Source organism: Rhizobium sp. BT-226, assembly GCF_025847085.2.
Classification (GTDB): domain Bacteria; phylum Pseudomonadota; class Alphaproteobacteria; order Rhizobiales; family Rhizobiaceae; genus Rhizobium; species Rhizobium sophorae.
Map to the genome: position 1 here is coordinate 32,786 of NZ_JAOYTI010000001.1, position 12,329 is coordinate 45,114.

Annotated in this window: 10 protein-coding genes; 3 read left to right on the plus strand and 7 right to left on the minus strand. The window is 59.6% G+C overall.

Annotated features, from left to right (window positions below; translation table 11 throughout):
* Window positions 1-15: 15 nt before the first annotated feature.
* Window positions 16-924 carry an ATP-dependent Clp protease proteolytic subunit gene (locus OIU37_RS00175; RefSeq protein WP_171602219.1) on the minus strand — a complete coding sequence of 303 codons (909 nt, stop codon included), beginning with the start codon at window positions 922-924 and terminating at the stop codon, window positions 16-18.
* 162 nt (window positions 925-1,086) lie between these two features.
* On the opposite strand from OIU37_RS00175, the gene OIU37_RS00180 reads away from it, so the two are divergent.
* Together OIU37_RS00180 and OIU37_RS00185 are read left to right on the plus strand one after the other, a co-directional pair.
* Complete coding sequence (locus tag OIU37_RS00180) at window positions 1,087-2,355, plus strand: patatin-like phospholipase family protein (protein ID WP_264254970.1); 1,269 nt, start codon at window positions 1,087-1,089, stop codon at window positions 2,353-2,355.
* A 460-nt stretch (window positions 2,356-2,815) separates the two neighbouring features.
* Entirely contained in the window at window positions 2,816-3,103 is a 288-nt protein-coding gene (locus tag OIU37_RS00185; RefSeq protein ID WP_264254971.1) for a DUF2314 domain-containing protein, read from the plus strand.
* Between the two features lie 72 nt (window positions 3,104-3,175).
* Here OIU37_RS00185 and OIU37_RS00190 read toward each other — a convergent pair whose 3' ends face one another.
* The 6 genes from OIU37_RS00190 to OIU37_RS00215 all read right to left on the minus strand — a co-directional run bounded on the left by OIU37_RS00190 (window position 3,176) and on the right by OIU37_RS00215 (window position 11,376).
* Window positions 3,176-3,541, minus strand: coding sequence for a hypothetical protein (locus OIU37_RS00190; protein WP_264254972.1), 366 nt, complete (start codon window positions 3,539-3,541; stop codon window positions 3,176-3,178).
* Between the two features lie 244 nt (window positions 3,542-3,785).
* Complete coding sequence (locus OIU37_RS00195) at window positions 3,786-7,601, minus strand: vitamin B12-dependent ribonucleotide reductase (protein ID WP_264254973.1); 3,816 nt, start codon at window positions 7,599-7,601, stop codon at window positions 3,786-3,788.
* Between the two features lie 588 nt (window positions 7,602-8,189).
* A complete protein-coding gene (locus OIU37_RS00200; protein WP_168310148.1) occupies window positions 8,190-8,780 on the minus strand; it encodes a hypothetical protein in 591 nt (196 codons plus the stop codon).
* 192 nt (window positions 8,781-8,972) lie between these two features.
* The gene (gpt, locus tag OIU37_RS00205) at window positions 8,973-9,467 is read right to left on the minus strand and encodes a xanthine phosphoribosyltransferase (protein WP_168310149.1); all 495 of its coding nucleotides are present in this window, start codon (window positions 9,465-9,467) and stop codon (window positions 8,973-8,975) included.
* A gap of 181 nt (window positions 9,468-9,648) precedes the next feature.
* Window positions 9,649-10,491: a universal stress protein gene (locus tag OIU37_RS00210; RefSeq protein ID WP_180695382.1), complete on the minus strand. Its 843-nt coding sequence runs from the start codon at window positions 10,489-10,491 to the stop codon at window positions 9,649-9,651.
* Between the two features lie 108 nt (window positions 10,492-10,599).
* Entirely contained in the window at window positions 10,600-11,376 is a 777-nt protein-coding gene (locus OIU37_RS00215) for a competence/damage-inducible protein A (protein WP_180695381.1), read from the minus strand.
* Between the two features lie 286 nt (window positions 11,377-11,662).
* On the opposite strand from OIU37_RS00215, the gene wrbA reads away from it, so the two are divergent.
* Window positions 11,663-12,259: an NAD(P)H:quinone oxidoreductase type IV gene (wrbA, locus tag OIU37_RS00220; protein ID WP_264254974.1), complete on the plus strand. Its 597-nt coding sequence runs from the start codon at window positions 11,663-11,665 to the stop codon at window positions 12,257-12,259.
* Window positions 12,260-12,329 lie beyond the last annotated feature (70 nt).

The window sequence follows — 12,329 nt, forward strand, 5'->3', positions numbered from 1 at the left end:
AGCAAAGGCAGCGGCTCAGCAGCCATCAAGTGCTTTAATCCTCGAGACCAAAGTCTTGCCAAACACATAGGTGGTCTGGACATCGGCGCGACCCTGGCAGCGACGGCCGTCACTGGTGACGTATTGGTACGAAACCCTGACATCATCATTGCTGCGCAGCGCCGTGCCGGTGAGTTTGAGCGGTTGCGACATCGCGCCGTAGAAGGCGTGGATCGACGCTTCGTTGAAGGGTCCCTGGCCACGCTTCTCCGGAACGACCAGCGCCGAGGCGGTTTCACCATCGGCTGCTGCGAGCGCTGAGTAGAAGGCCGTCACCGCGCCCATCGGGTCGTGCGGAAACGTCTTGCCCGCCTCGGACGCCGGATCAGGTCCGTCCTCATCAATCGCGTCGTAAGTGATGCCCACGCTCTGTGCCTTGGCGGCTGTCAGCCATGCGATGCCTTCAGGCGGCGCTGACGTCACGTAGGCGATGGCAGTCTCGGACAATCCCAGCTGGTTGAGATAAGCTCCGACCAGTGCGTTGGCGACACCACTCTCGCTGGCCTTTCCGTCGACCACGCGATAGGCGGCATGGAAACCGATATTGGATTCGGGCTGAAGAAACCGCTGCGAACCGGCAAGCCAGGTGAGGGCGCAAGCTGACGCACACAAGGTCCCCGGCGGGGTAGCCGTCGCAAAGCCTCGAAGGCGGATGGCACGCCCGATCTCGATCCCGGCTTTCAGATCCCCGCCCTCGCTGTTCAGAAAAACAAGGGCCTTGCTGGAGGCAGCGGCCACGTTTCTGAAGACGATTTCGTCACCGTCGTTCAAGACGCCCGTGACGGAGATGAGGTCCGTGTCACCCTCCAACGGCTGTCGCGTGATCTCCGCCGCAGACAGAGGAAATGCGATAAGAAGCAACAACCCAGCCACGATGTAACGCATCGATTCCCTCCGCCTTTGTACTTGTTATTGAACACTGAGAGGAGTGTCTTGCAAGTCTGATGGGGACAGCGCGAGGCAGGCTTCGGCCACTCCGCGGTGTGGCGGATCGGCCTTGATCTGGTATACATCGTCGCCATCCCTTTTAACGTGACGCGATAAAACATGTCAGAGGACGAGCATTTCGAGGAAGACACTGTGCTGCCGGGATCCGACGAACCCGAGAAGCCCGCTGAGCGTTATAAACTCGGCCTCTGCCTTTCGGGCGGCGGTTATCGGGCCATGCTTTTCCATGCGGGATCGCTTGCCAGGCTCAATGAGGCCGGTCTTCTCGCGAAACTCGATATGATCTCGTCGGTGTCGGGCGGATCCATCGCGTCCGGCCTGCTCGCCTATATCTGGCCACGGCTGGTCTTTGAGAACGAGGTCGCCGTCAACTTCAAGACCGAATACCTCGATCGCATTCTGGCCTTCAGTCAGCTATTCGCGGATGGGCCGAGCTTCCTGAAGGGCGTGTTCAACCCCTTCTCGAGCGCGGCCGAGGAAGCCGCTAAACTCTACGAGCGGCATCTCTTCGACGAAAAATCACCAAGCCTGAGCGATCTTCCGAGATTGCCCTGGTTCGTATTTTGCTCCAGCAATCTCAGCACCGGTTCGCTCTTCCGGATGTCGAACCGCTATCTCGCGGATTACAGGATCGGGGTGTCCTTTCATCCGAGACTTTCGCTCGCGACCGCGGTTGCGGCTTCGGCGGCATTCCCGCCCGTGCTGTCGCCGCTACGATTGGATCTGTCGCAGTTTTCCTGGAAGAGAGAAAAGCTCGACGACACCGTTGGCGAACCGGTTGCTCCGGGCAGGGCGATATTGAGCGACGGCGGCATCTATGACAATCACGGCATCGAGCCGGCGCTGAAACGCTGCGATTGCCTGCTTGTCAGCGATGCCGGAGCGCCTTGGCGATCCTCGACCCGCGGATACTGGAACTATCTCTCCCAGCTCAAGCGTGTTCTCGATACCACCGACAATCAGGTCAGGTCGTTGAGGCGGCGAGACCTGATCGGCGGCTTCAAGGCTGCAAAACAGGCCGATCAGCTTGGCCTCGACGATCTCGCGAAATCGGCTCTGCGCGCAAGAACCCGCGGCGTCTATTGGTCGATCGACAGCAAGGACTTCGAGCTCAGGCCCTACGCGTCATACACGCTGCCGCCGTCGTCGGTCGTTCCCTCCGAGGTCGGCACCTATCTCCATTTTCTGGGCGCGAAAGAGACGGAGCATCTGACGAACTGGGGGCACTACGCCTGCGACGCGATGCTCAACCGGTTCTATCAATCGCCCTTGGCGCCATCATCCGGCCCGCCGTTGGCAGTCGGGACCGTGAAGCCATCTTGGGCGGCGAGGTTGAGTAAGCTCCTGTTCGACTTCCTTTCCTTTTGAGCGCAAGCCGGAGGTGCCGGCTAAAGACAGCCTGAAGGAGTCATGGCTGTCTTTTTTCGCGAGGAAGCAACCGCTTGTCCATTCGCCATTCAAACGCGAAACCTTTCCTGAGAAAAAGCAGCGGCCGGACCCGCTAGGAGCACCGCATCCAATTCCAAACCAGATATTGAAATCAACCCCAGGTGGCGATACTGCGTTGGTATGGTAACAACAATTTCGGATCTATCGAATGTTGCGCAGCGTCATTCCACTCTTCTCAATGCTTGGACTATCCATCCTGGCCATTCCTACCGAACTCGCTCTGGCCAGCGACAACCCAAACGTCAAGTCGATCGCGCGCGGCGACAGCCCATGAGAAGTCTGAAAAAGGTTTGGACGGCTTCCTGGAGAAACTGCGCAGTCCACCGCCGGGAACCGAAAATTACAGCATCAAGCTGGGTTCACGGACAAGGGCAAGGACGTGGCCCTGACCACTGACGAGATGGAGCCTGACGTGGAATACATGTGGGTCTATCAGATCAGGGCATCAGGTGATCATTTCACCGCTCTTCTTGGCGATACGCCGGAATACATCCATAACATCAAGCCCGATGATCGCGTCGAGTTCGAAAGGTCGGATATCTTCGATTGGATGTATATCGAGAATGGGAAAGTGAAGGGCAACTATACCGCTTGCCCGCTGCTGTTGGCCGGTCCGAAAGAACAGTTGGAACAATATCGCGACATCTACGGCATTGTCTGCGACTGACCGCAACGCCGCTCCTATACTCCCATCAACATGATCTCGATGATGTTGATGGTCTCATATACGCATGGTTAGTCAGGCTTTTTTCGATGCACAGTGGGTAAAATAGCTCCCATACAACTCAGGCATGCCTCCTATCGACCACTCCGATACGCTGACGTGGGTCCGCCCTGCTCCCGATCCAACAACATCAATGATGGTCGAAAATTTACCTGGCGGGAGCTGAAGGAATCTCACTTGTTTGGCGTCATCATGGTCTTCGCGAAGCCAATGATCGCTGGGCAGATACTGAGTTGCGCACTGGGCTATCGCTTTATAGTCGCCGCTCAGTTCAAAATCGGCAAAATGTTGGACCACAGGATCGCAGCCGTATAGCGGGATGAAGACTAAAGATGTCGCCAAGCGCTTGCACCAGTCTACGAGAGTTACCGATTCAACCATATATGGTTTCCATGCTGGGCCTGAGTGCGACAATCCGTCAGAAGCCGATGGTTTAGTTCTTGGCCCGCTTGGGCCCGGCCAACGCCCAACTCGTTATTGGCGGCTTACGAATTTTTGATCCTGTTTTGTTCCTTCAGGCATTTCCCAGGCGACCTACCGCCTGGGAAATTCTCGATATGAGGGAAAGCAGCCTGCTGCATTTCCTGATTCACCCGCTCACACAAGAGAAGAGGAGGGCGAATGATCAGCTGCACCCGCTCGTCGCACCGCACGTATCGCACTTCTCGCAGGTCCCATTCCGCACCATCGTGAAGTTCTGGCACTCCGAGCACATGTTGCCGGTATAGCCCTGCATGATCGAGCGCTGGCGGCGTTCGGCTTCCCGCTTCTTGGCTTCGGATTTCGCCGTTGCCGCGTCTGCCGCCGCCTTGTCGGAGAACAAGGCCGTTGCGTCGCTGGTGATTTCCTCGATCACCTCTTCGGCGATCTCTTCCGCCAGTTCCTTGGCGCGCTCCTCGTAATCACGCTTGAAGGCGACGATTTCGGAGGTGGCGATGGCGACCGTCGGCTCCAGCTTGCGGGCAGCGCTGCCAGCAAAGGCAGTCACGGTGCCGGAGGAGGCGGCGCGGGCAGGGGCGGCGGTCGCCGCACCCTTGGGTTCACCTGCCTGGCGTTCGCCGCCGGTGCCGGACACCAGCGTCGGCTTGTAGCCGCGGGTCCAGCCGGTGGAGAGCAGGTTGGTCTTGCCTTCCTGGATGCCCTTGCCGAGTGCCGTGTTCGAGAAATCCGACGTATCGACATGGGCGAGGTCATGGCGGCCGAGATAGGAGACGGCAAGTTCGCGGAAGACGTAGTCGAGGATGGAGGTAGCGTTCTTGATCGCATCATTGCCGATGACCATGCCGGCCGGCTCGAACTTGGTGAAGGTGAAGGCCTCGACATATTCTTCGAGCGGCACGCCATATTGCAGGCCGAGCGAGATGGCGATGGCGAAATTGTTCATCATCGCACGGAAGGCAGCGCCTTCCTTGTGCATGTCGATGAAGATCTCGCCGAGGCGGCCGTCGCCGAATTCGCCGGTTCTGAGATAGACCTTGTGTCCGCCGACGGCGGCCTTCTGGGTATAGCCCTGGCGGCGGTTCGGCAGCTTCTCGCGTTCGCGGGAAACACGCTCGATCACCCGCTCGATGATCTTTTCGGTGACGGTGACAGCCTGGGCGGCGAGGGGCGCCTGCAGCAGTTCCTCCAGCGCATCCTCGTCGTCCTCGTCTTCGATCAGCGAGGCGTTGAGCGGCTGCGACAGCTTCGAGCCGTCGCGATAGAGCGCGTTGGCCTTGAGGCCGAGCTTCCACGACAGCATGTAGGCGTTCTTGCAATCCTCGACGGTCGCCTCGTTCGGCATGTTGATCGTCTTGGAAATCGCGCCCGAGATGAAGGGCTGGGCCGCCGCCATCATGCGGATATGGCTTTCGACCGAGAGGTAGCGCTTGCCGATCTTGCCGCAGGGATTGGCGCAATCAAAGACCGGCAGATGCTCGGCCTTGAGGAAGGGCGCGCCTTCCAGCGTCATCGCGCCGCAGACATGGATGTTGGCGGCTTCGATGTCCTTCTTCGAGAAGCCGATATGATCGAGCAGGCTGAAGCTCATGTCGGCCAGCTGTTCGTCGGAAACCTTCAGCGTGTCCTTGAGGAAGTCGGCACCGAGCGTCCACTGGTTGAAGACGAACTTGATGTCGAAGGCGCTTTTCAGCGCGGCGTTGACGGCTTCCACCTTCTCGTCGCTGAAGCCCTTGGTCTTTAGCGTCGACGGATTGACAGCCGGCGCCTGGTTCAGGTTGCCGTGGCCGACTGCATAGGCCTCGATCTCGGCGATCTGGCTTTCCGAATAGCCGAGCGTGCGCAGCGCGTCGGGCACGGCGCGGTTGATGATCTTGAAGTAGCCGCCGCCGGCAAGCTTCTTGAACTTGACGAGGGCAAAGTCGGGCTCAATGCCGGTGGTGTCGCAATCCATGACGAGACCGATCGTGCCCGTGGGCGCAATGACCGAGACCTGGGCATTACGGTAGCCATGCTGCTCACCGAGCTCGAGCGCCTTGTCCCAGGCCGATTTAGCGTGGGCGACGAGATCCTGGTCGGGGTTTTCCGAATGGATCAGTGCGACCGGGTTGATCGACAGCGCTTCATAGCCGGAGCTCTCGCCATGCGCCGCACGGCGATGGTTGCGAATGACCTTGAGCATGCTCTCGCGGTTCGGCGCGAAATTCGGGAACGGGCCGAGCTCGGCAGCCATTTCGGCCGAGGTCGCATAGCAGATGCCGGTCATGATCGCGGTCAGCGAGCCTGCAATGGCGCGTGCCTCCGCGGAGTCGTAGGGAATGCCCGACGACATCAACAGGCCGCCGATATTGGCGTAGCCGAGGCCGAGCGTGCGGTATTCGTAGGAGAGTTCGGCAATGCGCTTCGACGGGAACTGCGCCATCATCACCGAGACTTCCAGCACGACGGTCCACAGGCGAACCGCATGTTCGTAATCGGCGATGTTGATGCGCTTGGTGGCCTTGTCCTTGAACTGTAGGAGGTTCAGCGAGGCAAGGTTGCAAGCCGTGTCGTCGAGGAACATATATTCCGAGCACGGGTTCGAGCCACGGATCGGGCCGCCGGCCGGCGAGGTGTGCCAGTCGTTCATCGTCGTGTTGAAGTGAATGCCGGGATCGGCCGAGGCCCAGGCGGCGTAGGAAATGGTTTCCCAGAGATCGCGCGCCTTCAGTGTCTTCATCACCCTGCCGTCTTTGCGGGCGGTCAGGTTCCATTCGCCATCATTTTCGACGGCGCGCAGGAAGTCGTCCTTGATCGAGACGGAGTTGTTGGAGTTCTGGCCGGATACCGTGAGGTAGGCTTCCGAATCCCAATCCGTGTCGTAGGTCTTGAATTGCAGATCCTTGTAGCCCTGGCGGGCGAACTGGATGACGCGCTGGACGTAGTTCTCCGGAACCTGGTCCTTCTTGGCGGCACGGATTTCACGCTTCAGGGCAGGGTTCTTGTTGGGGTCGAAGCAATCGCCGTTGTCGCCGCCTTCGCAATTGAAGCAGGCCTTCATGATCGCCTTCAGATGCTTGGCGACGACCTTGGAGCCGGTGACGAGGGCCGCCACCTTCTGCTCTTCCTTGACCTTCCAGTTGATGTATTCCTCGATATCGGGATGGTCGATATCGACGACCACCATCTTGGCGGCGCGGCGCGTCGTGCCGCCCGATTTGATGGCGCCGGCAGCACGGTCGCCGATCTTCAGGAAGCTCATCAGGCCGGAGGAGCGGCCGCCGCCGGAAAGCTTTTCGCCTTCGCCGCGCAGCATCGAGAAGTTGGAGCCGGTGCCGGAGCCGTATTTGAACAGGCGGGCTTCACGCACCCAGAGGTCCATGATGCCGCCTTCGTTGACGAGATCGTCCTCGACAGACTGGATGAAGCAGGCATGCGGCTGCGGGTGTTCGTAGGCCGACTTGGACTTGGTCAGCTTGCCGGTGAAGGGATCGACATAGAAATGGCCCTGGCCGGGACCATCGATGCCATAGGCCCAGTGCAGGCCGGTGTTGAACCACTGCGGCGAGTTCGGGGCGACACGCTGGGTGGCGAGCATATAGGCAAGCTCGTCCTTGAAGGCCGAGGCATCTTCCTCGGAGGAAAAATAGCCGCCCTTCCAGCCCCAATAGGTCCAGGTGCCGGCAAGACGGTCGAAGACCTGGCGCGCATCGATTTCCGAGCCGGTCTGCTCATCCTTGGACAGGGTCTTCAGCGCGCCATCGTCGGGAACGGAGCGCCACAGGAAGGAGGGAACGTCGTTTTCCTCGACTTTCTTCAGCCGGGTGGGAACGCCGGCCTTGCGGAAATACTTCTGCGCCAGAACGTCGGTCGCGACCTGGGAGAACTGCGCGGGAACATCGATGTTCTCGAGGCGGAACACGACCGAACCATCGGGGTTCTTGATCTCGCTCGTCGCCTTGCGGAATTCGATATCCGCATAGGCGCCTTGGCCGGCCTTCGTGAAACGACGTTCGATGCGCATGGTCTTGACCTCGTGTTGGCGCCCGGTCCCCGCGACCGGGGCGCAAAATTCCTATCCGGCGGCACTTTATCGTCGTGCAGCCAGCCGCGTTTCCGTATCGTGACAGGGGTGTCATCCGGAGATGTCCTTCCTGTATCTTGTGGTGATGGTGGCTGCAAACGCTAAATATAGTATTAACAGCTATTATCGCCAGTCCCAATGTCACTTTTTTTGGAGGCTGAAAATCGCACAGAGATCCTGTCAGGCCTGAACCGCTCCCGGCCCATCACCCTGATTCTGCGTCCTGATTTTCAAAAGGGAACCGGGCTCGTTACCTCCGGTCCTGTCGCCGCCGCAACATCAGAGACAGTAAAGTTTGAAACAGCTGATTCCGTCAAGGGCTGGCTTTTAATTGATTGCTAACCACAACATCTTGTGGATGCGCCTGTGAAGATTGGGGAAAGCCGGGGAGCGCTGAAATTACAATGGCTTGCAGGCATTGCCGGCTAAGGAAAAGGTCGGAACGAGAAAAAAGCGCCCTGCGGCAAATCTTGTGATGGCATTTCCGGTGCAAATGGGCATGCCGATTCGCCCGCATGCAAGCGCCTATCAGAGCGCATCTATGGCGATGGTGACGGTCGCCACGCCGATCGGCCTGTTCTCTTCGTCCATGACGACGAAGCTCGCCTGCGTTTCGAGTATCTGGGTGGATTCGTTGCGCTCCGCCCGGTCGATGAAGACCTCGCGCGAGCCGTTGGCGAAGGTTCTGAGGTATTTCTCCTCGTCGCCCTGCCAGTAATCGGCGGTAATGATGCTCTGCCCGACATTCAGCCCATGACTGTCGGTGACGAAAAATTCGACGATCGCTCCCTGCGAGGCGTCCTGCCTGGCTTTCAGGTAATGCGACACGGATCTGTCGAGCAGCAGCTTGACCATATGCAGGTGATGCTGATCGACCTCCGATCGGTAGGTGTCGTCGAGCACCCGCATATCCATTTCGCTGACATTGCCGAACTCCGCGTTCTGTTCGGCAATGGCTTTCAGCACCAAGGGCGTTTCCACGATCGGCCGGATCTGCTTCTCGACATAGTCGCGCACGAGGGGAATATAAGCAGGCTCGGCGCGGACAGGCGTGAGGGGAAACAGTGATGCGGCCAGCCCGACGGTCACAACCGCTCCTCTATGCCCCCACCGCGCCATCTTGCTTCCTTATATCGCATCGTTTCTTGCACGCTTTAAGCGCAATTTGATGTGATTCGCAGCTGTCGAGTTTATGCGGACAAGATAAAATAGATGTGCAGATCCCGATAGCGGATTCGGGAAACCGCGCCGACAAAAATTGGAACAATTTCAAGTGGTAAATGCGCTGGTCGCGCGCCGCGATCGGTGGTGTCAGCGTGCGCCCTTGGCGATCGGCTCCTGATAGGTGAAGCCCATGTCCCAGGGGAAGTAGATCCAGGTGTCCTGGCTCACCTCGGTGATGAAGGTGTCGACGGTCGGCACGCCCTTCGGCTTGGCGTAGACGCAGGCAAAATGGGCCCTCGGCAGCATGGTGCGCACCTGTGCGGCGGTCTTGCCGGTATCCGTCAGGTCGTCGACGACAAGCACGCCTTCGCCGCCATTTTCCTGAAGTTCGGGCGCGATCCCCTTGAGCAGCACCATGTCGCCCTGGTTCACATAGTCATGATAGGAAGCGACGCAGACAGTCTCGATTAGCCGGATGTTCAGCTCGCGTGAGATGATAGCCGCCGGAACGAGGCCGCCGCGGGTGATGCAGACGATTGCCTTGAACGCCTGATTGAGGCCGGCAAGCCGCCAGGCAAGGGCGCGCGCATCGCGGTGGAACTGATCCCAGGAAACGGGAAAGGCTTTATCGGGAAGGGACATCGGGCTGCTCCGCGGCATGAAAAAACGACACGCCGTTTGCCGGCGACCGGACAGGCTTGAAGCGGCGATCGGCAAAACGCAAATCGCGCAGCCGGAACTGCGCGAGATGGGGCCGAGGCTCGAAGCTGTCATCGGTCGCCGCAATTAGCGGGATTTGCCGGCAAAAGGCAAGAGCAGCCAATCAACGCGACAACAGGGTCAGCGCCGTCATCGATTGCAGCAGGGTCTTCGTCGTGCCGCCGAAGATCATCTGCCAGAGCCAGGAATGCGTATAGGCGCCCATGACGAGAAGATCGATGCTGCTGTCCGAAAGCCGGTTCTCGATGACATGCGATGCGCTCTTATCCACACTTTGGGCCGACGAAAGCGTCGTCTTGACGCCATGACGAGCAAGCGTCGCGGCGATGTCGGCGCCGGCGGTCAGCGGCGATTGCAGCGCCGTGTCGGCCGGATCGACCGAAAAGATCTCCACCTCGTCGGCGGCTTTGAGGATCGGCAGCGCGTCGAAGGTCGCGCGCGCCGCCTCTTTCGATCCGTTCCAGGCGATCAGCACGCGCTTGATCGGCTTCGGCTGGCGGATGATATAGGGGATCATCAGCACCGGCCGGCCGGTTTCGAAAAGGAAACTGTCGACGTCGACGTGGCTGTCGGAAGGTTTGGCCGGGTCGGCCTGCGAGGCGATCAGGAGGTCGGCGCTGCGCGCACTTTCGATCAGCGGGGCGGAGCCGTATCCGGTTGATGTGGCAAAGCTGCGCCATTCGAAGGAGGCGCCAGCCGCCTCCGCTTTCGCCCTGAAGATGCGCTCCACGGCAATCGTTTCGCTATGCGCCATATCCTGCAGCGCCTGCACGGCAACGGGATCGGGGATTTCCATCGGCGCGACCAACGGCACGGCGGAAATGATTTCGGCATGCAAGCCGATCACATGGGCGCCGCTTTCAGCGGCGATGGCAAAGGCGAAATCGGCAACCGCAGAACTATTGTCGGATGTATCGAGAATGGCGAGAATGGTTTTGTAGGACATATCAATTCTCCTTGCGCTGAAAGGGCTTGCGCGAGGGAAGGAATGCGCCGGACCGTTCTCCTGTTCCTTGATCGGGATCAAGGATGGCCTTGAGTTCCGGCGTTGCTCTCAAGCCTCGGCGGAATGGTTTTCGGCGATGTCCTTCCTTCGGCCGATGGCGTCGATCATCTCTCGCACCTCGGCGCCGGCCGCGTCGATCACCGCCTGCGAGCGGCCGCGCACGACGATCTCGGTCGAAAATTTCTGGCCGATATAGCGCGGGTAGGAGCCGATGCTGGTTTCCGGATGTGCTTTCTGGATCGCGGTCAAGGGCGTGCCGATCTCGCCTTCGCCGTAAGGGCAGGCAATGGCGAGCGAGAGCACCGGCGTGCCGGTCCGAAGCGTCGGCAGCACATTGTCGACCATCGCCTGGAAGACCTGGGGCACACCGGCCATGACATAGACATTGCCGATGATGAAGCCCGGCGCAGTCGAGACCGGGTTGGCGATATGCACAGCGCCCCGCGGCATGCGCGCCATGCGCTGCCGCGCCTCGGTGAATTCCATCTCACGGCGGCGGTACATTTCGGCCAGCAGCGTCATTGCCGCTTCGTCGTATTCACAAGGCAGGCCGAAAGCCTTGGAAATGGCGTCGGCGGTGATGTCGTCATGCGTCGGCCCGATACCGCCCGAAGTGAAGACGTAATCATATTTGCCGCGAAGCGCGTTCAGCGCCTCGACAATCGCGTCTTCGTCGTCGGCGACGATGCGCACTTCCTTGAGGTCGATGCCGGAAAGCGTCAGCAGATCGGCGAGGTGGCCGATATTTTTATCCTTGGTGCGGCCGGAGAGAAGTTCGTCGCCGATGGCGAGCATGGCGGCGGTGACGACGATGTCTTGGCTCATGGGATGTTCCGTGATGTGAGGCTGGGAAATAGGTAGCGCCGTTCGGTCGCTTTGCAAACACCAGAGGCATGATGCCGAAAAGTACAGGGGGGTTCGGGCGACATGATGCTCTAACTTTTTAATTCGGGCGATGCGTCATTTTTGCCGAAATGAAAACCGCAAGCGATTTTTCGTCTCCAAGTGGTGAACACTTAGTTCTTCGTCACGGGGCTTTGTTCAGCCAGGCGCGCTGATAGAAATCGCGTCGGGCACGAAATTCAACCCGATGTTTCAAGGAAGATAAAAGATGGCGAAGGTTCTCGTCCTTTATTATTCGGCTTACGGCCATATCGAAACTATGGCCTACGCCGTCGCCGAAGGCGCGAAGTCGGCCGGTGCCGAGGTCACCGTCAAGCGCGTTCCGGAACTGGTTCCGGAAGACGTCGCCAAGGCTTCCTATTACAAGGTCGACCAGGCGGCTCCGATCGCCACCGTCGATGAACTGGCGGATTATGACGCGATTATCGTCGGCGCCGGCACCCGCTTCGGCACGGTCGCCTCGCAGATGCGCAATTTCTGGGACCAGACGGGCGGCCTCTGGTTCGCCGGCAAGCTCGTCGGCAAGCTCGGTTCGGTCTTCACCTCCTCGGCAACCCAGCACGGCGGCCAGGAATCGACCATCCTCGGCTTCATCCCGACTTTCCTGCATCAGGGCATGGTCGTTGCCGGCCTGCCTTATGCCTTCCAGGGCCAGATGGGTACCGAGGAAGTCAAGGGCGGCTCGCCCTACGGCGCCTCCACCATCACCAACGGCGACGGCTCTCGCCTGCCTTCCGAGATCGAGCTGGAAGGCGCGAAATACCAGGGCGCCCATGTCGCCAAGCTTGCTGCCAAGCTCGCCTGATCTTTGACGCTGAAATAATGAAGGCGCGGCGGGCGTGAGGCTCGCCGCGTCTTTTCTGTTTTCTCCCACG